This is a genomic window from uncultured Holdemanella sp. (assembly GCF_958348295.1).
Classification (GTDB): domain Bacteria; phylum Bacillota_I; class Bacilli_A; order Erysipelotrichales; family Erysipelotrichaceae; genus Holdemanella.
Map to the genome: position 1 here is coordinate 1 of NZ_CATVYQ010000010.1, position 26,141 is coordinate 26,141.

Annotated in this window: 27 protein-coding genes; 14 read left to right on the forward strand and 13 right to left on the reverse strand. The window is 33.6% G+C overall.

Annotation, left to right across the window (positions count from 1 at the left end; all coding sequences use genetic code 11):
* The 3 genes from Q3907_RS03090 to Q3907_RS03100 form a co-directional block, all read right to left on the reverse strand.
* Positions 1-234 (reverse strand): hypothetical protein (locus Q3907_RS03090; RefSeq protein WP_301897192.1); only part of this gene is annotated, 234 nt, incomplete at its 3' end.
* 88 nt (positions 235-322) lie between these two features.
* Positions 323-1,024, reverse strand: coding sequence for a response regulator transcription factor (locus tag Q3907_RS03095; protein WP_301897193.1), 702 nt, complete (start codon positions 1,022-1,024; stop codon positions 323-325).
* Between the two features lie 18 nt (positions 1,025-1,042).
* Entirely contained in the window at positions 1,043-1,693 is a 651-nt protein-coding gene (locus tag Q3907_RS03100) for a PIG-L family deacetylase (RefSeq protein WP_301897194.1), read from the reverse strand.
* Positions 1,694-1,828: 135 nt separating this feature from the next.
* Here Q3907_RS03100 and Q3907_RS03105 point away from each other — a divergent pair, with 135 nt between their 5' ends.
* The 3 genes from Q3907_RS03105 to Q3907_RS03115 are packed head-to-tail and all read left to right on the forward strand — an operon-like array spanning position 1,829 to position 5,407.
* Entirely contained in the window at positions 1,829-4,123 is a 2,295-nt protein-coding gene (locus Q3907_RS03105) for a YfhO family protein (protein WP_301897195.1), read from the forward strand.
* Positions 4,099-4,500 (forward strand): GtrA family protein, encoded by a 402-nt coding sequence (locus tag Q3907_RS03110; RefSeq protein ID WP_301897196.1) that lies wholly within the window; start codon positions 4,099-4,101, stop codon positions 4,498-4,500. The genes Q3907_RS03105 and Q3907_RS03110 overlap by 25 nt, the downstream gene beginning before the upstream one ends.
* Positions 4,487-5,407, forward strand: coding sequence for a glycosyltransferase family 2 protein (locus tag Q3907_RS03115; RefSeq protein ID WP_301897197.1), 921 nt, complete (start codon positions 4,487-4,489; stop codon positions 5,405-5,407). Before Q3907_RS03110 ends, Q3907_RS03115 begins: the two co-directional genes overlap by 14 nt.
* On the opposite strand, the gene Q3907_RS03120 is transcribed toward Q3907_RS03115, so the two are convergent.
* A complete protein-coding gene (locus Q3907_RS03120; RefSeq protein WP_301897198.1) occupies positions 5,404-6,645 on the reverse strand; it encodes an alpha-L-fucosidase in 1,242 nt (413 codons plus the stop codon). The two genes, Q3907_RS03115 and Q3907_RS03120, sit on opposite strands and share 4 nt — an antisense overlap.
* Positions 6,646-6,655: 10 nt before the next feature.
* Positions 6,656-7,147 carry an SOS response-associated peptidase gene (locus tag Q3907_RS03125; protein WP_301897199.1) on the reverse strand — a complete coding sequence of 164 codons (492 nt, stop codon included), beginning with the start codon at positions 7,145-7,147 and terminating at the stop codon, positions 6,656-6,658.
* On the opposite strand from Q3907_RS03125, the gene Q3907_RS03130 reads away from it, so the two are divergent.
* From Q3907_RS03130 to Q3907_RS03140, 3 genes are all read left to right on the forward strand, one after another.
* A complete protein-coding gene (locus Q3907_RS03130) occupies positions 7,083-7,436 on the forward strand; it encodes an NAD(P)-dependent oxidoreductase (protein ID WP_301897200.1) in 354 nt (117 codons plus the stop codon). The genes Q3907_RS03125 and Q3907_RS03130 overlap by 65 nt on opposite strands.
* 480 nt (positions 7,437-7,916) lie before the next feature.
* Positions 7,917-8,615 carry an ABC transporter ATP-binding protein gene (locus Q3907_RS03135; RefSeq protein ID WP_301897201.1) on the forward strand — a complete coding sequence of 233 codons (699 nt, stop codon included), beginning with the start codon at positions 7,917-7,919 and terminating at the stop codon, positions 8,613-8,615.
* Positions 8,615-10,891, forward strand: a complete 2,277-nt coding sequence (locus Q3907_RS03140) for an ABC transporter permease (RefSeq protein WP_301897202.1) — start codon at positions 8,615-8,617, stop codon at positions 10,889-10,891. Before Q3907_RS03135 ends, Q3907_RS03140 begins: the two co-directional genes overlap by 1 nt.
* A 248-nt stretch (positions 10,892-11,139) precedes the next feature.
* Here Q3907_RS03140 and Q3907_RS03145 read toward each other — a convergent pair whose 3' ends face one another.
* The 8 genes from Q3907_RS03145 to Q3907_RS03180 form a co-directional block, all read right to left on the reverse strand.
* On the reverse strand, positions 11,140-11,550 hold the full coding sequence (locus Q3907_RS03145) for a F0F1 ATP synthase subunit epsilon (protein WP_118114455.1): 411 nt from the start codon (positions 11,548-11,550) through the stop codon (positions 11,140-11,142).
* Positions 11,551-11,552: 2 nt separating this feature from the next.
* Positions 11,553-12,938 carry a F0F1 ATP synthase subunit beta gene (gene atpD / locus Q3907_RS03150; protein ID WP_003865654.1) on the reverse strand — a complete coding sequence of 462 codons (1,386 nt, stop codon included), beginning with the start codon at positions 12,936-12,938 and terminating at the stop codon, positions 11,553-11,555.
* The gene (gene atpG / locus Q3907_RS03155; RefSeq protein ID WP_295644736.1) at positions 12,929-13,849 is read right to left on the reverse strand and encodes an ATP synthase F1 subunit gamma; all 921 of its coding nucleotides are present in this window, start codon (positions 13,847-13,849) and stop codon (positions 12,929-12,931) included. Before atpG ends, atpD begins: the two co-directional genes overlap by 10 nt.
* Positions 13,849-15,591, reverse strand: a complete 1,743-nt coding sequence (gene atpA, locus Q3907_RS03160) for a F0F1 ATP synthase subunit alpha (RefSeq protein WP_301897203.1) — start codon at positions 15,589-15,591, stop codon at positions 13,849-13,851. The genes atpG and atpA overlap by 1 nt, the downstream gene beginning before the upstream one ends.
* The gene (locus tag Q3907_RS03165) at positions 15,592-16,056 is read right to left on the reverse strand and encodes an ATP synthase F0 subunit B (RefSeq protein WP_278463361.1); all 465 of its coding nucleotides are present in this window, start codon (positions 16,054-16,056) and stop codon (positions 15,592-15,594) included.
* 12 nt (positions 16,057-16,068) lie between these two features.
* Positions 16,069-16,290 carry an ATP synthase F0 subunit C gene (atpE, locus tag Q3907_RS03170; RefSeq protein WP_040466409.1) on the reverse strand — a complete coding sequence of 74 codons (222 nt, stop codon included), beginning with the start codon at positions 16,288-16,290 and terminating at the stop codon, positions 16,069-16,071.
* Positions 16,291-16,307: 17 nt separating this feature from the next.
* A complete protein-coding gene (locus Q3907_RS03175; RefSeq protein WP_301897204.1) occupies positions 16,308-16,991 on the reverse strand; it encodes a F0F1 ATP synthase subunit A in 684 nt (227 codons plus the stop codon).
* Between the two features lie 272 nt (positions 16,992-17,263).
* Positions 17,264-17,617, reverse strand: a complete 354-nt coding sequence (locus Q3907_RS03180) for a helix-turn-helix transcriptional regulator (protein WP_040466407.1) — start codon at positions 17,615-17,617, stop codon at positions 17,264-17,266.
* Between the two features lie 141 nt (positions 17,618-17,758).
* On the opposite strand from Q3907_RS03180, the gene Q3907_RS03185 reads away from it, so the two are divergent.
* From Q3907_RS03185 to Q3907_RS03220, 8 genes are all read left to right on the forward strand, one after another.
* Positions 17,759-17,977, forward strand: coding sequence for a cation transporter (locus Q3907_RS03185; RefSeq protein WP_301897205.1), 219 nt, complete (start codon positions 17,759-17,761; stop codon positions 17,975-17,977).
* Positions 17,978-18,067: 90 nt separating this feature from the next.
* Entirely contained in the window at positions 18,068-19,936 is a 1,869-nt protein-coding gene (locus Q3907_RS03190) for a heavy metal translocating P-type ATPase (RefSeq protein WP_301897206.1), read from the forward strand.
* Between the two features lie 87 nt (positions 19,937-20,023).
* Positions 20,024-20,893, forward strand: coding sequence for a phosphoribosylaminoimidazolesuccinocarboxamide synthase (locus tag Q3907_RS03195; RefSeq protein WP_301897207.1), 870 nt, complete (start codon positions 20,024-20,026; stop codon positions 20,891-20,893).
* A gap of 190 nt (positions 20,894-21,083) precedes the next feature.
* Entirely contained in the window at positions 21,084-21,716 is a 633-nt protein-coding gene (gene tmk / locus Q3907_RS03200; RefSeq protein ID WP_301897208.1) for a dTMP kinase, read from the forward strand.
* Entirely contained in the window at positions 21,709-22,623 is a 915-nt protein-coding gene (locus Q3907_RS03205; protein ID WP_295561250.1) for a DNA polymerase III subunit, read from the forward strand. Before tmk ends, Q3907_RS03205 begins: the two co-directional genes overlap by 8 nt.
* The gene (gene ricT / locus Q3907_RS03210) at positions 22,623-23,456 is read left to right on the forward strand and encodes a regulatory iron-sulfur-containing complex subunit RicT (RefSeq protein WP_295561248.1); all 834 of its coding nucleotides are present in this window, start codon (positions 22,623-22,625) and stop codon (positions 23,454-23,456) included. Before Q3907_RS03205 ends, ricT begins: the two co-directional genes overlap by 1 nt.
* Complete coding sequence (rsmI, locus tag Q3907_RS03215) at positions 23,449-24,294, forward strand: 16S rRNA (cytidine(1402)-2'-O)-methyltransferase (protein ID WP_295645503.1); 846 nt, start codon at positions 23,449-23,451, stop codon at positions 24,292-24,294. Before ricT ends, rsmI begins: the two co-directional genes overlap by 8 nt.
* Positions 24,295-24,410: 116 nt before the next feature.
* Entirely contained in the window at positions 24,411-26,093 is a 1,683-nt protein-coding gene (locus tag Q3907_RS03220; protein ID WP_301897211.1) for an ABC transporter substrate-binding protein, read from the forward strand.
* Positions 26,094-26,141 lie beyond the last annotated feature (48 nt).

Here is a 26,141-nt window from a genome sequence, read left to right on the forward strand (position 1 = left end):
AGGAGCACGGCCACAAAACGCAAGTATAGAATCGATGACTTTATCATCTGGTTTATTTGATTTTGTTTTATATAAAATGACTTGATAACTTCCTTTTTTTAATAATTGATTTAAATCTTTACGAATTTGAGTGTGGTTCATAAAATCCACTTGTTCTTGTTCATCTAAATAAGCCTTAGCCTCTTTGATTTTTTCTTTAGACAAAGTATCCGAATAATTAAAATGTGTATTCAAATAATCGTATACGACAAATCTTTGAGAATATATTACGAAAAAGCTCAATAAAAAAACAAGAAGGGAAAGATATAGTCTCGTTATTTTTTTATTCAAAACGATACCCCTTTCCCCAAATTGTTTTTATGTATACCGGATTGGCGGGATTCTTCTCGATTTTCTTTCTAAGATTACGAATATGAACCATGATTGTATTATTTGCCGAATAATAATAAGGCTCATTCCATGCTTTTTCATACAATTGTTCAGCTGAAAAAATTTGTTTAGGATTCTTCATCAACGTACTCAAAATATTAAATTCAATATCCGTTAATTCAACTTCCTTTCCATTGACCTCTGCATTTTGTTGGGCATAACGCAAAGTAAGACCATCAATACTTAAATCTTTTTCAGTATTTATGGAGATTTCTTCTTTTTTACCCTTATAGACTTGATAACGACGAAGTAAAGCTTTGACTCTTTCCGTTAATTCACTATACGAAAAAGGCTTTGCCAAATAGTCATCGGCTCCACTTGAAAAACCAAGTGTCTTATCCGAATCTGATCCTTTGGCTGTTAAAAATAAGATGGGGACATTACTTGTTTCACGAAGCTTTAAACAAGTCTGATAGCCATTCATGTTTGGCATCATGATATCAAGGACGATTAAATCGATGGAAGAATCAAACAATTGAAGGACCTCATTTCCATCTTTAGCTTCAATCACTTCATAGCCTTCGCCAGTTAATAAAATTCTTAATATTTCACGGATTTCTGCATTATCATCCGCCACTAAAATACGCGTCTGCATGTTCACATCCCCTTTCTTTTATTCTATTTTACCCCAATTACTATAGGGTTTCCAATTTTCATAAGGCAACATATGATGTAAATGATCCATCACTTTCGATTGCGAAGAATACAACTGAATGACATCCAATTTTTCTTTATAATCTTTCTTTGATAAACTTTTTTCATTCTCTAATTCAACCTTGTTTTTCTTTGATGTATATTTACCAAAATATATAAGCTGATCTGTCTTATCTTCTTTTTCTAAAATCATAGTAACATATTTAGATACCTTTTTATGATGTATATGCCCATATTCTCCATTTGGATTATGCGTTACAATTTGGTCCCAATCCTTAGAATCAATTTCTTTTTTGATTTCGCTTTGAATATCCTTTTTACAAGACTTCCAGTTATCACGCTTACCCTTTGTCTTATCTGGGAAAGATAAAATAATTCCTTTGGAATGTGTTTTTTCCATGACTTTCATAAATTCTTTTTTTCTTTTTTTATTGTTTCCATTCGTAATACACAAAACTGTGTAATTTCCATTGATTAAATGAGAACCACCCCAAATCGTTTCATCATCCGGATGGGCCACAATCATTAAAGACTCAGGCTCATCTGCATGAATTACGGATGTATTTAGACAAAGCATCAAACTTAAGATGCATAATAATAACTTTTTCACACTTATCACCGGTAAAATTCTATCAAACATTTCTTAACACTCTACTTATATATTTCTTAAATCTTCTTAATATATTTAGGAAAGTTTAATATTTCCTTTTGTCGATACTTAAGATTTATTTTGTATAGTAAAACTATGAAAAAAAGAGATAAGTTTTACATTACAATACTATTTATATTACCCATTCTATTTGTACTTTGTGTATCCACATATTCCATGTATGGATCAAAGTTAGACTGGTTAGCACAACACGTATCTTTGGCAGACTATTTTCGACAAACCAAACAATTACTTCCAGACAGTTTTGAAAATCTTCAAGGACAAACCAATGCCTTTAGCTTTTCATATTATGGATTATTAAGGCCAGACGTTTTAGTTTCTTATTTATTTCCAAATATTCCAATACACTTCTTTATTATAGGTTATGCAACATTTCTATGGTCATCTACAGGCGGACTTTGTTATTGTTGGCTAAGAAATAAAGGATACAAAGATTCAATTTGTTTTTTTTCAAGCATATGTTGCATATGCGCCAATTGCTTCTTTCAGTCCCACCAACAAATTATGTTTGTAGAAATTCTTCCTTTTTTATTTCTTTCATTCATTCTAATTGATAAAAATAAAAGACAATGGATCAGCCTATGTATATGCATGGCACTTTTCCATAATTATTTCTATACGCCAGGTATGATATTGATTCTGCTTTTATATGATTATAATCAAAACCATACGATAAAAGACATTCTGATTCCGATTCTTATTGGTATGGGTATGGCTACGATTTTATGGCTACCAACTGGATATTTGATTTTAAACAATCATAAATCTGTTGTACACACTAACCTATTCAATTTATTAATTCCAAACTTTACTCTAAAAGGACTTATCTATGATAGCTATGGATGTGGATTGACTGTGATTAGCTGGATTGCCCTATTTCAAGGAATTCAATTTGAAAAGACAAGGAAACTATCGATTCTATTGATTTTAATGTTTATTTTCCCAATTTTTTCATATATATTAAACGGAACTTTATATGCACGCACAAAAATATTGGTGCTATGTCTACCACTCGTTCTTATGATTCTTTCCTATTGGTTACAGGAAAGAAATTTGAATAAAGGTTTACTTGTTTTAGCTAGTTTATTTCTTTGCACCAAAACAATGCTTCTTGGATTATTAATTTCACTTGTGTTTATTGGCTATTACTTTATTGATAAAAAAGAATGTCTAATGATGTATGCTCTTGTACCTATGATTGTTTTTACAGGATTAAACTACAATCAGTGTTTAGATTTAAAGCTCTATAATTCAATGTATTCTAAGGATAAACAAAAATTGATGCAAAGAAATGATTTGAATCAACGAACAGCCGATTTAGATCAGGTGGGTTATAGTGTCAATCACATATATGATTTAAAAGAAATGAAGGCATCAAGTTATACGTCGACCAGTAATTTTTTATATAATGCTTTTGTGTATGACATTATAAAGAGTCCGATTTCCCGACCCAATCGAACAATCATAACGGATAGTGAGAATTATTTATATTTAAGTATGATGGGGATTCAAAATGTACTCAGTAAAGAATCGAATTTATATGGATATAAAGAAGTAGATAGTGAAGGAAAATATAAATTATTAAAGAATAAAAATGTATTTCCACTGGTCTATGTCACAAGTGATACGATAAGTGAATCTAAGTTTGATAAACTCTTTTATCCATATAATTTAGATACAATCTATAATCGTACGATTGTGAATGGTGAAACAAGTAATGAGTATGCCTCGAAAATGAAACTTATAAAGAATTTAGATCAATCGATTGTGATTCATAATAAAAAGAAAATTAAAAAAACGATACCAATTGATTTTGATACTAAAAATAAGCTGATCTGTATTGATTTTGATGTAAAGAATTATACAGATAAAAAAGTTTTTATATCTATAAATGGAATGAAGAATACATTGTCAAAAAAACACTCAGTATATCCAAATGGAAATAAACATTTTACGTATATTCTTTCTAAAAAGGAATTAAAACAATTTGATGTCACTTTATCCAAAGGAAAATATAAGATATCCAATATTCGTGTATATACATGTGATATGGATGTGCTTGATCGAGTTGTAACGAAAGTAAAACCATTAAAGACAACTTCTATATTTAAAGGGGAGGTAACAACATCTAAAGATGGTTATTTAGTAACTTCATATCCTTATGAAAAGGGATATGAAATATATATTGATGGAAAGAAGCAGAATGTTGAAATTGTGAATAAGGCTTTTGTGGGATGCAAAATCAAAAAAGGAAGCCATACAATTATGATTCAATTTCATGCGCCATTTAAGAATGTAGGACTAGGTATAAGCGTTCTTTCAATTATGATAGGAGGATTCTGGATATGGAAAAAGTCAAAGAATTTATAAGCTATGGAATCGTTGGAGTTATGACAACTCTTGTGAATTATATTGTTTATTTTATAAGTTTAAAAATAGGAATCCATTGGCTAATTAGTAATAGTTTAGCTTGGATAATAGCCGTTATTTTTGCGTATTTTTCAAACCGTAAAGTTGTATTTCATTCAAGTAATGATATGAAAAAAGAGTGTATTGAGTTTTTTGGACTTCGATTTATGACATTACTTGTTGAAAACCTACTATTGGCGATTTGTATTGATGGCTTACATATTTCAAATTTATTATCTAAGATTTTAGTCAGTGTGATTACCGTTTTAGCCAATTATTTCTTATGTAAATCCCATATATTTTCTAAGAAGGAGGAAATGTTGTATGAACAAAATTAGTGTTGTCGTTCCTTGTTTTAATGAAGAAGAAGTGCTTTCTATGTTTTATAAAAAGACAAGCGAAATATTGAATGAAATAGAAGACATTACCTATGAATTGTTGTTTGTGGATGATGGATCCAAGGATCACACAAAAGATATATTAAGAGCGTTGAGTTTAAAGGATGATCGTTGTGAATTTATTTCTTTTTCTAGAAACTTTGGTAAAGAAGCCGCCATGTTTGCAGGATTAAAGAAATCAAGTGGTGATTATGTTGTGATCATGGATGCCGATTTGCAGCATCCTCCTGTACTATTAAAGGAAATGTATAAGGCTGTAAGTGAAGAAGGCTATGATTGTTGTGCAGGAAAAAGAGTGGACCGTACGGGTGAAGGTAAGATTCGTAACTTTTTATCGCATACCTTTTATAAAGTGATGCAGAAGATGTGCAAAATGGATATGAGCGATGGTTGTGGTGATTTTCGTATGATGTCAAGACAAATGGTGGATGCGATTCTAGAATTAAAAGAATACAATCGCTATATGAAAGGATTATTTTCTTTTGTAGGATTTGATACAAAATGGATTGAATTTCATAATGTACAACGAGCAGCCGGTAATTCTAAATGGAATTTCTCTAAACTATTCGCATATGCGATGGAAGGTATGTTTTCCTTTTCTACAGCACCAATAGTATGGATAGGTAATATTGGAACAACTATCATGTTCTTATCAATAATAATGGCAATACTGGGTTTAATGATTCATGTCACATCGATGTTTCATTTAGTATGTTTGATTTTGTTTTTAAGTGGGCTTCAAATGTTGTTTGTGGCTATTTTAGGTCAATATACGACAAAAGACTATATGGAAAGTAAACAAAGACCGATCTATATAGTAAAAGAGACTAGCAAGAATTTAAGCTAGTCTTTTAATGTGATTTCAATCACTGTGTCAATTGGATCTGGACACTGGTGTGAATTGGAATCAATATTGATAAATGTATAGTCTGGGAAACTTTCTGTATTCCAAGGCGTTTGAATTTTGATTTGAGAATGATCAGACAATCTTCTTATGTCTTGGATTTTTTCTTTCCGAATTTTAACAGATATATCAAAAATACTCTCATCTAAAATATGTGCATAAATTTTATTTCCCCTTTGTGTATATCTTCCCCATTCTGGTTTTTCTAATTCACACTTTGTACACCCATAAATAGAATCTTGGTTCAGTTTCATCCATTTACGGATTTCATTCAATACCTGGATAGATTCTTTAGGAAACTGACCTCTGGCATTTGGTCCTACATTTAAAATCATGTTTCCACCTTTAGATACACACTCAACTAGAGTACGGATGATTAGCTTAGCCGATTTATAATTTGTGTCCTTTGCGCAATATCCCCAATGTTCATTCATAGTGATACAAGCTTCCCAGGGTACTGCAAGACCTTGTGGTGGAATCATTTGTTCGGGTGAAGTAAAATCACCGGCTGTGAAACTAGGATGTGCATCCATAATGGTTCCAGGATGTACACCATCTCCTTCTAGACGATTGTCGATGATCATATCTGGTTGGTAAGTTCTTGCCATTGTTACGATTTTGTGGGCATCCCATACATCTTTTGTCATGTTGTCATAAGAAAAGTCAAACCACATGATATCGAGCTTTCCATAGTTTGTAAGTAATTCCTTGATTTGAGTATGCATATAATTTAAATAGTTTGAAAAACAAATCGGTTTATCGTATTCTGGATTATTTCTTTCAGGATGATGTCTATCTTTGTAGTGAGGATAGTCTGGATGATGCCAATCAAGTAGGGAATAATATAGACCGACTTTTAAGCCTTCTTCTCTAAAGGCATCTAAAAATTCTCTGACATAATCATGATTTGCCTTCCAATCGGTAGTTTTGGTATCAAACATACAATATCCATCGTGGTGTTTGGCAGTCATTACGGCATATTTCATGCCGGCAGCTTTGGCAAGTTTTGCCCATTGGTGTGGATTAAATAGATCTGGATCAAATTCATTCGCAAAAGGAATATAGTCTTCTTCTTTCATTTCTTCGTTGCTTCTCACCCATTCACCTCGTGCAGGAATGGAATAGATTCCCCAATGGATAAAAAGTCCGAATCTAGATTTTTGAAACTCTGTAATATTCATAAGATCTCCTTTAGAAAAGTGGTTCTTGTAGCTGCTTTCTTTGAAGTGCAATGCCTGGTTTGGATAAGATTTCTTTGGTTCTAGAAATATCTTTTAACCAAGAATCTATATCTTCTTTTTCGAGTATGACCGGCATTCTAGAATGCACAGGTTTTACATATGCATTGGCATCCGTGGTAACAATGACAAGGTGATCATCAATAAGAATTCCTGCAAAATAGAGAATGTGGTCGCAATAAAATTCTACTTTGTTTTTGCCTAAATCCCACTCGTAAAAACTTCCTGCAGGCACAATACAATGCATAGAATCTTTAAATAAAGGCTTTTCTAAGAGTGTTTCTTGTCTAGCATTTAAGATTAAATTGTTGGTTTTATACCCAAACGGCACCATTTTCTTTTGGTTTCTTGTTAATACAAGACACTTGTCACTTGGATGAATGTCTTTTTCTTCTAAACCAAAGGCTTTAGCTACTTTGGGTGTATATCGAAAGCTTGTACACATACTAGAAGTATATCATAAGAAAGAGGTTGTAATAAATTGTGAAAAACAGATAAAAAAGGGCGTATTAATGATCAATACATCACGTGGTGAAATTATTGATACCAATGCCTTATTTGAAGGTATTGAAAATGGCATTATTGGTGGTGCGGGTATTGATTCTTTTGAAAATGAGCAGGAAGTTATTTATATTGACCATAACTATAATGCCATCAAGAATCGAGACTTATTGATATTAAAAGCCTATCTTAATGTCATTGTAACGCCGCATGCAGACTTTTATACGGAGTAAGTATCTTATGATATGGTGCATTGTTCTTTGGGAAGTCCAAAGTATTTAGTAAATAATCAAGAATGTAGATATCAATTAAATTAAGGACAAGAGAAATTGTTCTTTTTTTCTTCGACAGCAAACATAGATTTATGCTTTATATAAAGTGAATATGAAAAATATAATGTTGTATGTGTATATTTAATGTCTATTTCACATTGGAACTGTGATTTAGCTTCTTATTGAATTAATCAAAAAGAAATGAATAAACAATATAAAAACTACCTACGCCAACTCTCACAAAGTTTGTAGGTAGTTTTTACTACATGATTCCCCAGAACTTACATATTTGTATGTTTCTTTTTGTATCGTTATCTTAGCATGAAAGAAAAGATTAAACAACTTTTTAATCGTATTGGCGTAATTAATTAATTCTTGAGGAACAATTTAAGTTAGAGTATACTAATTATATAGTTAGATACAACTAACAGGAGAATGATTATGAAGACATGTATTGAATTTAATGGGGTATCAAAAAAGTATGAATTAGGAGAAAAGGCATTTTATGCATTGGATGATGTTTCTTTTTCGATTGATCAACATGAAATGGTTGTTATTTTAGGACCAAGTGGAGCGGGTAAGTCGACACTTTTAAATATTATGGGTGGAATGGATCATGTGACTGATGGAAAAGTATATATGGATGGGCTCGATATTAGTGGGTATAGTGAAAAAGAATTAACGGATTATCGTGCTGAAAATATTGGGTTTATTTTTCAGTTTTATAATATTTTGCCGACACTGACAGTGAAGGAAAATGTGGATTTGATTCGTGATGTAGTAAAAAACGCAAAGGATTCGACTGAAATATTGAATAAAGTAGGTTTAAATGGTCAAGAAAATAAGTTTCCAAATCAATTAAGTGGAGGGGAACAACAGCGTGTATCGATTGCGCGTGCCATTGCGAAAAATCCAAAATTATTACTTTGTGATGAGCCAACTGGGGCTTTAGATTCGAATACGGGAGTAGAGATTTTAAAGTTATTGCAAGAATGCACAAAAGAAAATACAGTTGTGATTGTAACGCACAATGCGTTAATTGCGGATGTGGCGGATCGTGTAATTCGTTTAAAGAATGGAAAAATTATTGAGAATGTTGTGAATGCACAACCTAAAAATATAGATGAGGTGAATTGGTAATGTTGAAGAAGAAACTGTTTCGTGATCTTTGGCATTATAAGGGTCAATTCTTTACCATCTTTTTAATGGTATTTATTGGAATGCTCGCATTTAGTGGTATTCATAGATATATGGACGGCATGGACGAAAGTGCTAAAGAGTATTATAAAGAATATAATTTGCAGGATTTATGGATCACAAATACAAATGTTTCAGATTCGGATTTAGATGACCTAAAATCACTAGATCATGTTCATGATGTAAATCGTGCATTGGTTTTAAATTCAAAATTAAAGGGATACAAAGATGTAACTTTAGAAACAAATGTTTTGGAAGAGAATACCATTTCTAAGATGTATGTTGTTAAAGGGGAAAAATATGCATCAAATAAAAAAGGGGTGTGGTTTGATAGTTATTTGGCAGAATATTTAAATATCCATGTGGGAGATACTTTAAAGTTGGATGTTTCTGGTAAAATCTTGCAATTAAAAGTAAATGGTTTAGTGAATACACCGGATCATGTATATTTTGTGAAAGATTCTACAGAAATATTTCCAACACATAAAAATTATGGCTTTATATATATGTCGGCTGATACTTTTCAAGACGCAATGAATGTGGATGTTACATATAATAAGGCTTATGTGGATGTGGATAAGAAAAATAATGTGTCATCAGTAAAAAAAGCGATTCAAAAGAATTTTGATTTTTTATCTGTAACTGATCGAGATGCTTCTTTTTCATATGCAGGTTACCAAGCGGAAGTAGAAGAAGGTCAAACTTATGCACCTGTATTTACGGGATTGTTTTTAATGATTGCGATATTGAGTGTAATGAGTACTATGAATCGTTTTGTTCGTCAACAAAGAGTGCAGATTGGTACCTTAAAAGCACTTGGATTTAAAAATCGAAAAATTTATATCCATTATATTGGATTTGGTTTTATGATCAGCCTTGTTGCGGCTGTTTTAGGTGTTGTGGTTGGATATCTAACAATTGGTCAATTCTTTATTGATATGGAGGCAAGCTATTTTGAAATGCCAAATATCCATACTGTATTGTTGCCGGTTGTGATTCAAACAGCAGTTTTGGTTGTAGCTTTGATTTCTTTAGTCACATATTTTTCTTCAAGAAAGATTTTAAAGGAAACGGCAAGTGAGGCTTTGCGTCTAGAAGTGCCAAAGGTAAAAAAGAATAGTTTGGATTGGTCTGTAAAATTCAATCAGTGTAAATTATCGACAAGATGGAATATTCGAGATATAGCCCGCAATAAAGGAAGAAGTGTTGCAGCATGTGTTGGAATTATTGGATGTACAATGTTACTTGTATGTTCGTTTGGTTTGTGGGATACGATTGAATCTTATATGGATTGGGAATATAAAATAATCAATACATATCAATATAAAATTAGTTTAAATAGTGATTATACAAAAGAACAATATGATCATTTAACTCACTTGTATGGAGATGCCACAAGTAAAAGTGTTACGATTGAATTCAAAAACCATGGTAAAACAGAAACAAGATCCATGCTTGTATTGGATGGAAAAGATAAATTGAATATAACAGATCATGATGAAAAAGTTATGTCTATTCATTCAAATGGAATCTATTTAACAGAAAAACTAGCTGAAAAGTATGGGATTCAAGTAGGGGACAAAGTTACTTGGCATTTGGCTGGAGATTCTTCTTGGCATACAAGTAAGGTTATTGGCTTGAATCGGGATCCGCAAACACAACAATTCACAATGTCAAAGAAATATTTTGAAAAATTAGGATATACATATCGTCCAGATTCTATTTATACAAATAAGAAGGCTAAAAAATTAGATGGTGTTTCTAAGATTAGTAGTATTGAATCGATTCAAGAAGGTGTAGAGAGTATGCTTGAAGCGATGAAATCGATGATGGTTTTATTAATTGTATTTGCGGTCTTATTAGGTTGTGTCATCTTATATAACCTGGGTGTGTTATCTTTTACTGAAAAACAATATCAGTTTGCGACTTTAAAGGTGTTAGGCTTTAAGGATAAACAAATTAAAGAAATCTTTATCAAACAAAACACATGGATCATGTTGGTGGGAATGGTGATTGGTTTGCCTCTAGGCTATTATATGCTGTCATATATTTATACGAATGCATTAAATGATACGTATGATTTTCCAGCTGTAGTTGAATGGATATCTTATGTGTACGCAATTATAGGAACCGTTTTAGTTTCATATGTGATGAATAAGTTATTGGCAAGAAAAATTAAAACGATTGATATGGTTTCAAGCTTAAAAGCCAATGAATAATTCGAATTTATTCGACAGTTGTTTATAATATTTACTTTAAATAAAGCATAAATTGAAAATAAAATGTTGTATGTAAAAAGAGGTTTCAAACTAGAAATCTCTTTTTTTGATTGAATTTTCAATTTATAGTTTATGTCGGAAAAAGTGTATGACTTTACTAAAGTGAGACCAGAAAAATGTAAAAGATCTTTATATAAAGGAAAAAAGCCTATATCTTCATGAAAGGTATGGGCTTTTTTTAATGTTTATTAATTAATGTGTTTATCTTTAAATTGTAAACGAGCTAAGGCTCTTGCCATACTGGCTTGTGACATATAATATTCACGAATGGATTGTTTTTGTCTCATTCTTTCTTTAGCACGTTCTAAAGATTCTTTGGCTCTTCTTGCGTCTAGTTCTTCTTGTGTTTCACATGTATCAACTAAAACTTCGGCTTGGTTGTTTGAAAAGATCATGGATCCTAATCCGCTAACAACTTCAATCTCGGAATTATCTTCTTTTCGGATTTTTAAAAGCCCAGGCGTTATCGCATAGATTGTCTTGGCATGATGTGCAAGAAATTGTTTACTTCCATTGGGTGTGTGTATCGTTAATACTTGTGCTTTACCATTATAAAACACGTGATCACTGGCCATGATTTTTAAATCAAAGAGTTCCATATCTATACTTCTTTCGCTTTTTCTTTGACTTCTTCAATAGTTCCTACATTGAAAAATGCACTTTCAGGATATTCGTCCATTTCTCCATCTAAGATTGCCTTAAAGCCTTTAATTGTATCTTGTAGAGGAACATATTTTCCTGGAATCGAAGTAAATTGTTCAGCTACATGGAATGGTTGAGCCATAAAGTTACGTAAACGACGAGCTCTTGCTACAACAGTTTTATCTTCATCACTTAATTCATCCATTCCAAGAATGGCGATAATATCTTGTAGTTCTTTATATTTTTGAAGATATTGCAAAACACGTTGAGCTGTTTCATAATGTTCTTCTCCTACAATATCGGGTTGAAGAATTCTTGAACTTGATTCAAGTGGATCTACAGCAGGATAAATACCTTGTTCAACAACTTTACGAGATAAGACGGTTGTCGCATCCAAATGTTCAAACGTTGTTGCTGGAGCAGGGTCAGTTAAATCGTCTGCAGGAACATAAACGGCTTGTACACTAGTAACAGACCCATTTTTTGTGGAAGAAATACGTTCTTGAAGTTGTCCCATTTCATTAGCAAGTGTAGGTTGATATCCTACGGCTGATGGCATACGTCCAAGTAAAGAAGAAACTTCAGATCCAGCTTGTACAAAACGGAAGATGTTGTCGATAAATAATAATACGTCTTTATGTTCAACATCACGGAAATATTCAGCCATTGTAAGTCCGGTTTCGGCAACACGCATTCTGGCTCCTGGACTTTCGTTCATTTGTCCAAAGACAAGTGCAGTGTTCTTGATTACACCAGATTCACTCATTTCTGTATATAAATCGTTTCCTTCACGACTTCTTTCTCCGACACCTGTAAAGATGGAATAGCCTCCATGTTCACTGGCAATATTTCGAATCAATTCTTGAATCAGTACGGTTTTTCCAACGCCGGCACCTCCAAACAATCCAATCTTTCCACCTTTGGCATAAGGGGCTAATAAATCAATAACTTTAATTCCTGTTTCAAGAACTTCTGTAACAGGAGATTGATCTTCAAATTTTGGTGGTTTTCTGTGAATCGGCCAATATGTATCTGTATCAATCGCTTCTTTTCCATCAATGGTATCACCTAAAACATTAAACAAACGACCTAAATTTTGCGTGCCAACTGGAATTTCAATTCCCATTCCTGTAGACAAGACAGGCATATCTTTTTGTAGGCCTTCACTAGGCGATAACATGATACAACGAACGGTATCGGTTCCAATGTGCTGCATTACTTCCATTACAACTTTTTTACCATGGTTATCAACCTGCAAAGCGGTTTGAATATATGGAAGTGGCGTTTCATCAAAATGTACGTCTACAACAGGACCCATAACTTGTGTGATTTTTCCTATTTGCATGTGGATTGACTCCTTTTCTTCTTTTGTAGCTGTTGCCTTCTAGCTTTGGCACCAGCTGCAACTTCTGTTATTTCTTGTGTGATTTTTGCTTGTCTTTGACGATTGTACTGTAAAGATAAACTGTTTAATAATTCTTCACCATTTTTATTTGCTGAATCCATTGCCTGCATTCGCGCAAAGTTTTCGGATGCATAAGATTCAACAAGGGCGCTATAAATAAATCCGGATAAATAATCAGGGATGACAATGTTTAATAATTCAACAGGGCTTGGCTCCAACTGAATAGAGTGAATGGTTTGTCCACCAACTTCAACTTCATGATTTAAACGATATAGAGGAAGTAACTGTTCGACATCTACCGTAAATTGATTATGCTGATCCATACGTGTATAGATTATTAATACTTCATCGATTGTTTTTTCAGCATAAAGTTCAAGCATTTTACTCGAAATGGATCTTGCACGACTTAAAGTTGGGTTTTGTGCTGTATATAGAAAGCTTTCTTCAACAGGAATGTGTCGTCTTAAAAAGTATTGTCTTCCAACTTCTCCAACCATATAGAGCTTATAGTTTGGATGAGCTTTAATGATTTGTTCAGTGAGCTTTAAAACATTAAGGTTGTAGGCACCTGCCAATCCTTTATCCCCAGTAACACATATGATGGCTTTATTTTGATGTTTCTCGTCAATATATTCTCGACTATCTAAGTAAGGGTGTTCAAAGTGATCAGGAAGATTTTGAAGAATTGTCAAAATTTGCTTTCGTAATGAGTAAAAATAAGGATCGGTATTGGCTGCCTTTTGTTTGGCTGTATTCATTTTTGTTGAAGAAATCATATACATGGCTTTTGTGATCTTCATAGTCGATTGAATACCATTCATTCGATCTTTAATTTCTCGAATTTGTGACATTATTCTTGTCCTCTATATTGTTTGGCTAGTGTAATGATTCTTGTCTTTAAATTGTCATCTAGTTTTTTAGTTGTGTTGATTTCACGACTAATTTCACTATGATTTTCATTAAACCAGTCTAATAATTTTGTTTCTTCTTTTTTGACTTGTTTTGGATCCAAATCATCTAAAATTCCTGCATCTGCAACAACGAGTACAATAACCATGTCTGCATGTGACATAGGGTGGTTTAAAGGTTGTTTTAAAAGTTCCATAAGTACTTGTCCGTGTTGAAGTTGTCGTTTTGTTGCATCATCTAAATCGGAGGCAAATTGTGTAAACTCCTTCATTTCGCGGTATTGAGCTAAATTGATACGTAAAGATCCAGATGCCTTTTTCATGGCTTTAGTTTGAGCCGCACCACCAACACGGCTAACAGATAATCCAACATTAACAGCAGGTCTTTGTCCTTCAAAGAATAAATCACTTTCCAAAAAGATTTGACCATCTGTAATTGAAATAACATTGGTTGGAATATACGCACTTACGTCTCCATCTTGAGTTTCAATAATTGGAAGAGCTGTGATGGATCCTCCTGAATTTAATCTAGAAGAACGTTCTAGTAATCTAGAATGTAAATAGAATACATCACCTGGATAGGCTTCACGTCCTGGAGATCTTCCTAGCAATAAGGAAATCGTACGATAGGCAACAGCATGTTTGCTTAAATCATCATAGACAATCAGTACGTCTTTGCCTTGATGCATAAAGTATTCAGCTAGAGAAGTCGCAGAATAAGGGGCAATATATTGTAGGCTGGCCGAATCGGCAGCCGTAGAGTTTACAATTACTGTATAGTCCATCGCATCATTCTTCTTTAATGTATTGACTAAGTTAGCAACTGTACTTGCCTTTTGAGCAATAGAAACATAAATACAAATACAATCTTTTCCTTTTTGATTTAGTATAGTATCTAATGCGATTGAAGTTTTACCTGTTTGACGATCACCAATGATCAATTCACGCTGTCCTCTTCCAATAGGAAACATAGAGTCAATGGATAGAATGCCTGTTTCCATAGGGGTTGTGACAGGTTTACGGTCAATAATGCTTGGAGCTGGTTCTTCGATAGGGCGCATTTCAGTAGCTTCAATAGGACCAAGTCCATCAATTGGATTTCCAAGTGGATCTACGACACGGCCTAGAAAATTAGAGCTGACTGGCATACCTGCTTGTTTTTTTGTACGAGAAACCTTTGTACCTTGACCAATAGTACCTTCTGTGTCAAATAGAATAACACCAATGTTTTCGGTTGTGATATCGAGAACCATTCCTTTTGTACCATTCTCAAAAACAACAACTTCACCATACATCGCATGATCTAGTCCTGAAATGGTTGCGATACCATCTCCAATTGTTTCGACATAGCCAACTTCATTTTCTTGGGAAGTGGCTTCAAATTGTTCGATTGCCTCTTTTAAGATGGACATAAGTGTTCCATCCTTTTTCATTTGAATGGCTTTATCCCTGGCAGCTTGAATTTGTTCTTGAAGCTGTTGTTGACGGGAACGTGTAGACCAATCGTATTCATCGTTGTTTGCGCTTAGAATAAAGCCTCCGCGTACACTTGGATCAATTAAGATGTTGAGTGTTATGTTTTGGGCTTGGTATTTATTTTTAAGGAATGTCTTTATTTTTTCTTCTTGCGCTAAACTTGGTCGGGTTACGCAGCGCAAGGTTGCATTTAAATTTTCGTTGTTCATTTATTTCATTTCCTTTAAAAAATCATCATATAGTTTTTCATCGCTCTTTGTATTTGTGATTTTATCAGCCGCTTTATTGATTAAATCCGCAATTTCAGATTTAGCTTTTGCCTTTTCCTCATTTGCCACTTCAATCGTTTTGATGCGTGCCTGTTCAATCATTTCATCGGATTTTTTGTTTGCATCCGCAATAATTTGTTCATATTCAAGACTTGCTTGTTCTTTTGCATCCGCTAGCATGCCATCACAAATTGTCTGCATATTTTCAAGCTGTTGATTAGCTTTGTTTTTTGATTCAAGAGCTTCTTGTTTTTGTTGATTTGCCAAGGCAAAATCAGATTCTATTTCTTGTTTTCTCTTTTCAAGAATGTCATGTACTGGTTGAAATAGAAAATGTTTCATCAGTGCATATAAAATAAGTAGATTGATGATTGTCCAAAGAATATTGGAATCAATTCTTAACATAGATTATCCCACCTATTTCACCATTAAAATGATTAAGATACCTAATACAAATCCGTAGATAGCAGTTGCTTCAGCTAAAGCCGCACCAATTAATAAGGTACTACGAATTTTCCCGTGAGCTTCTGGTTGTTGGGCAATGGCTTTTACGGCACTGCTTGTCGCAAAACCAATACCTAATCCTCCACCAATAACGGCAAGTGCTGCCATTCCAACTCCGATTGCTGTTAAACTCATTTTTATTTCCTCCTAAATTATTCTGTTTCTGTCGCTTCTGCGATAAATAGTGATGTTAAAAAGACGAATACATAAGCTTGGATGAATCCATCAAAGAAATCAAAGTACAAGCTAAATACAGTAGGTATAAAGACGGGAACGACCATTTTAATCATTTCCATAATGACGAAGGCACCAATGACATTACCAAATAGACGCATACATAGCGATAAGGGACGTGTAAAGACCTCAAGAATATTGATGGGTGTAACCACAGCAACAGGCTGAATAAAGCTTTTGATCCAGCCTTTCATTCCTTTTGCTCGTATTCCACTGATTTCGATTAAGATAATACTCATAAGTGCTAATGCGATTGTGACATTCATATCCTTGGTTGGGGGTTTCATACCGAATATGCCAATGATGTTCGCAAGACCTATATATAATAGGATGGTTGAAATATAAGTACTATATTCTTTGGCATTTTCACCAAGCATGGAGATTGTGAATTTATCTAACCACAACACAATGCTTTCGGCTACAATTTGTTTTTTGCCTGGATCATGAACTTTGAGTCCTTGTGTTAACCAAGCAGAAAGTAAGACAAGTATAGCCATGACAACCCATGTGATGACAACGGATTCACTAATCGCAAAGGGACCGATAGTAAACGCGGTGTCGACGTTTAACTGGTCGAGTAGTTCTTTTGTGAACTCTTCCATAGCTCCTCCTTTCAAAACAATAAAAAAACGATTGAAGATAATCCGTGAATTTACGAATTAAGACAAAATTCGTTTTTCTATAAGAAGGTATTTTAGTTCTCATAATTTCGAAATTCAAGTCTTTTTATCAATGTAAACGTTATCTACTTTATATGACAAATTTTCGCATATTTTGCATATATGATACATATATCTCAATTACATAATCGACTTTGTTTTGTGTTTGAATTTTTGAAAAAGGGCATAAAAAAAAGGAAGAATCGATCTTCCTCTTAATGTTCCTTTGTATGATCAAAAGCCATGCCTAGAATGGTTTCAATATGCTCATCATCTAATGAATAGTAGACTGTCTTTCCTTCTTTTCTAGATTTGATGAGTTTAGAAAGTCGTAGTGCCTTTAATTGATGTGATACGGCAGATTTCGTCATATCGAGTACGTTGGCCAAATCGGATACGCACATTTCACTTTGTTGAAGGGATAATAAAAGTTGAAGACGTGTACTATCTCCCATGACTTTAAAGAAATCGGATAGGTTCATGATTTCATCAAAGGCCGGCATGTTTTCTTTTACTTCTTGTACTAATTCTGTATTTTTAGGCTTGCAGTCACAATGTGTACCAATCATAAGTTCTCCTTTTTTTATTTATTATAGTTGAATGATTGAACAATTGTCAAAAATGTTATTGACATCATGTATGAATTCTATATAATGAAAGTGTAAAAAGTTGAATATATGTTCAACTATTCAAATGTGGAGGGAAATAATATGAAAAAGAGTTATAAGATTGATGTAGATTGCGCAAACTGTGCAAACAAAATGGAAGTAGCTGCAAATAATACAGAAGGTGTTAAGAGTGCAGTTGTAAACTTCATGATGTTAAAGATGAATGTTGAATTTGAAGATGGCGTTAAACCTAAAGAAGTCATGGCTCGTGTTTTAGAAAACTGTAAAAAAGTAGAAGACGATTGCGAAATTTTCTTTTAATGAAAAGTAAGATGCGCAAGCATCTCTATTTTTCAATTATTATAGTTGAATGATTGAGCAATTAATGTTTTAAATGAGGGTGGGGTAAGTATGAACAAGAAACAGAAAAAGATGTTAAAGCGAATTATAGTTGCAAGTATTCTTTTTATCGTAATTAAGGTCGTAAAACTACCTGAATATATTGAGATTCCTTTATTTTTAGTTGCTTATTTAGAAATTGGGTATGATATTCTTCTTAAGGCTTTTAAAGGAATCAAAAACCGTCAGGTATTTGATGAGAATTTTTTGATGGCTGTCGCAACTGTGGGAGCTATTGGTTTGAAATCTTTTGATGAAGCAACAGCCGTTATGTTGTTCTATCAGATTGGGGAATGGTTCCAAAGTTATGCGGTTGGAAAAAGTCGTAAAAATATCACGGAATTAATGGATATTCGTCCGGATTATGCCAATGTGGAAGATGAGAATGGAAATCTTGAACAAGTAGATCCGGATGAAGTTGAAATCGGTACAATTATTGTGGTTAAGCCTGGTGAAAAAATAGCTATTGATGGAATTGTTGTTGAAGGAAGTTCCACTCTAAATACGGCAGCATTAACCGGAGAAAGCTTACCTAGAGAAGTCAGTGAAAATGATGAAGTAATCAGTGGTTGCATCAATATGACGGGCTTATTAAAAATTAAGACAACAAAAGAATTTGGGGAATCCACTGTATCAAAAATTTTGGATTTGGTTGAAAATGCATCAAGTAAGAAATCTCGTTCTGAAGCCTTTATTTCACGTTTTGCGAGAATTTATACGCCAGCCGTATGTTATAGTGCTTTGGCATTGTTCTTACTTCCACCAGTGTTTAATTTGATTATGGGGAATCCAGCAAATTTTTCAACTTGGTTATACCGTGCCTTAACATTCTTAGTTATTTCTTGTCCATGTGCATTGGTAATCAGCATTCCTTTGAGTTTCTTTGCCGGAATTGGTGGTGCCAGCAATCAGGGTGTTTTGGTAAAAGGATCGAATTATTTAGAAGCATTGGCTTCATGTAAATATGTTGTATTTGATAAAACAGGTACAATGACACAAGGTGTATTTGAGGTGGCAGGCATTCATCATGCGACTATTCCAGAAGAGCAATTATTGGAGTATGCGGCAATGGCTGAAAGTTATTCGACACATCCTATTTCTAAAAGTTTATTAAAGGCCTATGGAAATACAATTGATAAATCACGTATCGAAAATGTAGAAGAAATAAGTGGTCATGGTGTTAAAGCTATAATCGATAAAGTTCAAGTGCTTGCGGGTAATGATAAATTAATGAAGATGTATAATATTCCTTATCAAGAATGTCATAGTGTTGGTACGATTGTTCATGTGGCTATCGATGGCAAATATGCAGGTCACATTGTGATTTCGGATATGTTGAAGCCTCATGCTAAAGAAGCGATTGAGGCATTGAAGAAGGCTGGCATTAAACAAACAGTTATGTTGACTGGGGATGTAAAAAGTGTTGCCGATAAGGTAGCTTCTGAATTACATATTGATCAAGTATATTCGGAACTATTGCCTCAAGATAAGGTGAATAAAGTTGAAGAGTTATTGGCTTTAAAGCACTCGAAAGAAAATCTTGCCTTTGTCGGAGATGGAATCAATGATGCTCCTGTATTATCAAGAGCCGATATTGGTATTGCGATGGGTGCTTTAGGAAGTGATGCAGCCATTGAGGCAGCCGATATTGTATTAATGGATGATGATCCATTAAAGATTTCTAAAGCCATTAAGATTGCGAAAAAATGTATTCATATTGTATATGAGAATATTTATTTTGCGATTGGTATTAAACTCGTTTGTTTAGTTTTAGGGGCCATTGGTATTGCGAATATGTGGGTTGCGATTTTTGCGGATGTTGGAGTTATGATCATTGCCGTATTAAATGCGATTCGTGCATTAAATGTTAAAAATTTGTAAGGAAATCTTAGGATTTCCTTATTTTGATATTGTGTTAAATTTGTTTTAGTTGTATCTTTGTCTTGTACGCAGAAAAGGAGATTCGAGATGCAGGAATTAAAACCAATTAAAGAAGGAAAAGTACGTGAAATTTATGACAATGGGGACAACCTTATTATGGTTGCGACAGATCGTATCAGTTGTTTTGATGTAATTCTAAACAATGAGGTTACAAAAAAAGGAACTGTTTTAACACAGATGTCAAAATTCTGGTTTGACTACACAAGTGATATCTTACCTAATCACATGATTAGTGTGGATACAAAGGATATGCCGGAATATTTCCAACAAGAAAAATTTGAAGGAAAATCAATGTTATGTCGTAAATTGAACATGCTTCCAATCGAATGTATTGTTCGTGGTTACATCACAGGTAGTGGATGGGCTAGCTATAAGGAAACAGGAAAGGTTTGTGGTATTGAACTTCCAGAAGGATTGCAAGAATCACAACAACTTCCAGAACCAATTTATACACCTAGTACAAAGGCTGAAATTGGTGATCACGATGAAAACATTTCTTTTGAACAAAGTATTGCGCACTTAGAAAAATATTTCCCAGGACATGGTGAAGAATATGCAACTAAGATCAAAGATTGCACAATCGCTTTATATAAAAAATGTGCTGATTATGCTTTAAGCAAAGGAATTATTATTGCGGATACAAAATTTGAATTTGGTTTAGATGAAAATGGAAATATCGTTATTGGTGATGAAATGTTGACTCCTGATAGTTCTCGTTTCTGGCCTGCAGACGGATATGAAGCTGGTCATTCACAACCATCATTTGACAAACAATTTGCGCGTGACTGGCTAAGGGCAAATCCAAATAATAACTGGACACTTCCTCAAGAAATTGTGGATAAGACAATTGAAAAATATCTTCAAGCTTACACAATGTTGACAGGAAAAACTTTATAATTGAAAGATACCCATAAGTTGAATGCTTATGGGTGTTTTTTTTGAAAACAGTATTTTTTGATGCCTAAATATATTTGAAAACCGTAAAATATGATGTTAATAATCACTTGAAAACCGAAGAACGCTATGTTTAAATGAGGAATAGATATTAAAAATAATAATTAATTGAATATATATGGTGAGGAAAAATATGAAACAAGGTGTATTTATAACATTTGAAGGAAATGATGGATCAGGAAAGACAACTGTATGTAAAGCGGTACAAGAAGAATTAATCAAAATGGGATACGATTGTATCTATACAAGAGAGCCCGGAGGAAGTAAGATTGCCGAATCCATTCGTAATATATTATTAGATGTAAATAATACGGAGATGGATGATCGTACAGAAGCATTATTATATGCAGCAAGTCGTAGACAACATTTAAAAGAAGTTGTTCTTCCGGCATTAGAAAATAAGAAAATTGTATTGTGTGATCGCTTTATTGATTCAAGTTTAGCTTATCAAGGAATTGCACGCGGCATAGGATTAAAAGAAGTATGGGATATTAATCAATTCGCAATCGATGGGTGTATGCCAGAAAAGACATTGTTTTTATCTGTTAGTGTAGAAACAGGTAAAAAAAGAATGAATCTTCGTGGAGATTTAAATCGTTTGGATCAAGAAGAAAGCTCATTCCATAAAGCTGTACGACAAGGTTATGAAACATTAGTATCTATGTATCCAGAGCGTATTGAAGTCATTGATGCTGAACCTTGTAAAGAAGAAGTGTTAAAAAGTGCTATGGAATGTGTTATAAAGGTAATCAAAGAACATGAATAAAGAGTATTTAAAAAAGGCACAGCCAATCGTTTATCAGACGTTGTCGAATGCCTTAAAAAATCAAAGAGTTGCGAATGCCTATTTATTTCATGGACCGAAAGGGTCAAGTAAATTAGAAACGGCTATCTTGTTTGCGCAAAGCATTGTATGTGAACATACAGATAATGATGGATTTGCATGTCAAGAATGTGAAACTTGTAAACAAATTGAGAATGAAGAGTCTTTAGATTATATGATTGTATCGAATGATCGCATTAAGAAAAAAGATATAGTGGATTTACAGGCATTTTTTGAATCCACTAGTGCAGGAAAACAAAATGCTCGAATCTATATTCTAGATCATTATGATAAGGCTACACCAGATGCTTCAAATAGTTTATTGAAGTTTTTAGAGGAGCCAAGTGAAGGGATTTATGGTATATTAATTGCGGATGAAAAATCCAATGTATTACCGACTATCCAATCTAGATGTCAATCGATTCATTTTAAACCGGAAAGCTGTGAGCATTTATTGCTTGAAAATACAAGTGAAGAAAACGCAAAGATGCTTGCAGAATCTGGATATACATATGATAAGGCCATTGAATTATTGTCTTTACCAGATTTCGAGGAGTTAAAACAAATTGCATTTGAATATATTGAACATGCATCTTCATTTGTAGAAATTGAAAAAATGCAGACAAGTGTATTTGTGAATAAGTCAGAACGGATGAATAAAGATTGGATACAATTGTGGATTCAGTGGGTTTTATTCTATGTAAAAAATGATAGGGTAAATTTACCTTTAGAAAAAAAAGTAAAACTATATTCGATTTTGGTTGAAAATATGGATATGTTGTATCGACCAATCGATTTAGGTTTATTTATGGATAAGCTTTATTATGATATTAGGAAGGCTGTGATTTAGTGAATACAGAAGGAAAAGTAACATATAAATATATTGTTTATATACAGTTTGAAGAATCAAAAAAAGCCTACACTTTTGGATCAAATGTTAAATACTATACAAATGATGTTGTCGTTGTAGAAACTGTACGCGGACAAGAACTAGGAAAGGTTTGTGTACCAACGGTTGATTTTGATGCTTCCAAAGTAAAAGGAGATATTAAACCGGTATTGCGTAAGGCAACATCAGAAGATATTAAGTGTAAAGAGGAAAATGTAGAAAGAGCTAAAGAAGCTATGAAAATTTGTCACGAGTGTGTCGCAAATCTTAAGTTGGATATGCATTTAATAAGCTCAGAATATACATTGGATCGTACAAAAGTTATTTTTACATATGTGTCGGACGATCGTGTTGATTTTAGACAACTCTTAAAAGACTTAGCTCAACATTTACATTGTCGTATTGAATTAAGACAAGTAGGACCAAGAAACAAAGCTAAAATCGTAGGTGGAATTGGAAATTGTGGTATGGAATGTTGCTGCTCAAGATTCATGTCAGATTTTGATACAGTATCAATCAATATGGCAAAAAACCAGTTGTTGGCATTGAATATTCAAAAGTTGAGTGGACAGTGTGGAAAGCTAATGTGTTGTTTACGCTTTGAGAATGAAGAGTATACAAGAATGCGTAAAGATTTACCAAAGATGAATTCGATTGTGAGTTATCAAGGTAAAAAATATCGCATTTCAAGCATGAATGTGCTTCAAAAACAGGCAAAACTAGAAAATAAAGAAGAAGTCTTGTTTGTGAACTTTAAAGAATTGTGGCCAGATAAGGATTTTAATAATGATTAGACAGAAGAGTTTTGAATCAGATACCTCTACGTTATATTTGGTTCCTACACCTATAGGCAATTTACAAGAAATGACACCTAGAGCTCTAGATATTTTGAAAAATGTTAGTGTCATTGCAGCAGAAGATACGCGTAACACAAAAAAGCTTTTAATGGCTTATGGCATTGATACAATGTTGATGTCACATCATGAACATAATCAACAGGTAAGTATTCCTAAAATCATTGAACGATTAGAAAATGGTGAAGATGTTGCGGTAGTATCGGATGCAGGTTATCCATTGGTTTCGGATCCGGGACAAAAATTGGTTCAAGAAACCATTTCGCATGGATTTAATGTGGTTTCTGTTTCAGGTGCGAATGCGGCTATGAATGCATTGGTTGCGAGTGGATTGAGTTGTTATCACTATTTGTTTTATGGCTTTTTAGACAATAAGAGTTCGAAAAGAAAGAAACAGCTCGAAGAAATCAAAACAATTCCTTATACAATGATTTTCTATGAAGCACCCCATCGTATTGAAGATACTTTACAAGACATGTTAGAGATATTAGGAAATCGCCAAATGTGCTTAGCTAGAGAACTCACAAAAGTACATGAGGAATATATTCGTGGAACGATTGAAGAAGTATTAGAAGTGGCTTCTACTTGTAAAGGTGAAATGGTTATTGTCATGGATGGCTTTAAACAAGAGGAAGTTGTATTTGATATGTATACAGCCATTACGAAAGTGGATGAATATGTTGAATCTGGAATGCGTACAAAAGAAGCGATTGGTTTGGTTGCCAAAGAAATGGCGTGTAAAAAGAATGAATTATATGAAGCTTATCATAAAAGATAGGCTTTTTTCTTTTATATAAAGCAAATAATGTTGTTACAGAAATTAAATGTAAAAAACAATTGAATATGTTTCAGAAAGCGTTATAATGGTTTACATGAAAGAGAAGAGGAAGAGTTATGAATAAGAGAAAAGTATGTGCCCTAGGTATGGCATTCATGCTTGCAGGATGTTCTGCAGGCGGATCGGGTTCTGGTAAAGAACAAACATTAACAGTTGGATTGTTTACAGAAATGAATGGAGATTTTTCTCCTATGTATTATCAGACCGTTAACGATCATAATGTAGTTAACTTGGTATATCAAGGATTGTTGGCATATGACAAGGATGCCAATTTAGTTCCCGAATTGGCAGAGGATTTACCTACTATTAGTGATGATGGTACAACAATGACATTTAAATTGAAGAAAGGTGTTAAATTCAGTGATGGATCTAAATTTACTTCAAAAGATGTAAAGGCAACGTTTAGCGTTATGGCTGACCCAAGCTATACAGGACGTTTTTCAAGTAATGTAGATTTTTTAAATGGATATAGCGAATATCATGATGGAGATGCCAAAGATGTCTCAGGTATTGAAACACCCGATGATTATACCGTTGTATTCCACATGTCTAAACCAAAAATCGATGCAGAATCGACTTTGGGAACACAAAAAATTTGTAGTGCAAAAACATTGAAGTATAAGAAGGGAAAAACTTCGAATGTTGAAAAGAACAATAGTAATCCTATTGGAACAGGTCCTTATAAATTAAAATCATTCTCTAAAACAGAGGGAGCTTCATTGGATCGAAATGAAAATTTTGAAGCCAAAGATGGAGAATATCAGATTTCTAAGATTATGATCAAGAAAACGGAGACTTCGACTGAAATCAAAGAATTAGAAAATGGAACTGTCGATTATATTCCAGATGTAGTAGATGCGAATAAAATCAATACAGTTGCCAAAGACAAAGATAAAGGTTTGACTATGGATTCTTATCCAAGTGATCGTGAAGACTTCTTGTTTATGAATACAGCTGCAGGTGCATGCCAAGATCAGGCTGTTCGTCAAGCTTTGGCTTATGGATTTGATCGTGAATCCTATATCGCAAGCTATTATAAATTAGATGATAAAGATGCTAAATTGGCATATGTACCAGGCTTGTTTGGTAACCCAGTATCTGGCGGAAATGGTGCATATGTTCGTGGTGAAGAAAAAGTTGATGGGGCTACTTACTATGATTATGATGTAGAAAAGGCAAAACAAATCTTAGATGATGCGGGATGGACTGTTGGTAGTGATGGTATTCGTGAAAAAGATGGTCAAAAATTAAGCATTAAGTTCTTGGCTACAAAAGAAAAAGATGCGATGGATACAATGATTCCTATGTTACAAAAACAATGGGGAGAACTTGGTGTCGACTTCAAGGCAAACACAATGGAATTTAATACAGTTATTGCAACTGTAAGTGATGATTCAGCTGTTGGTGATTGGGATGTATCTTATTTAGGAAACTCTTTTACAAGCCCTGAAGATACAAGCGTTGATTACTTTATTCAATCACAAGGCGTAAATAACCTTGCTCGTTTAAAAGATGATGAATTAGATTCTTACTTAGCTGCAGGTGCTTATACAGCTGATAAAGATGCTTCAACAGCTGCTTACTTAAAGGCTTATGTTCGTCAAGCAGAACTATGTGCATACTTACCAACAGATGGTGTACAAACATATTGTTTACGTAATAAGAAAGTAAAAGGTTTGAATACATCTTCTACATTTATTTGGTCACAATCAATGGCTACAGCTTATATTGATGATTAATAGTAAAAGGGGCTATAATAGATAAAAACGTTTTAGTTTAAAAAAAGG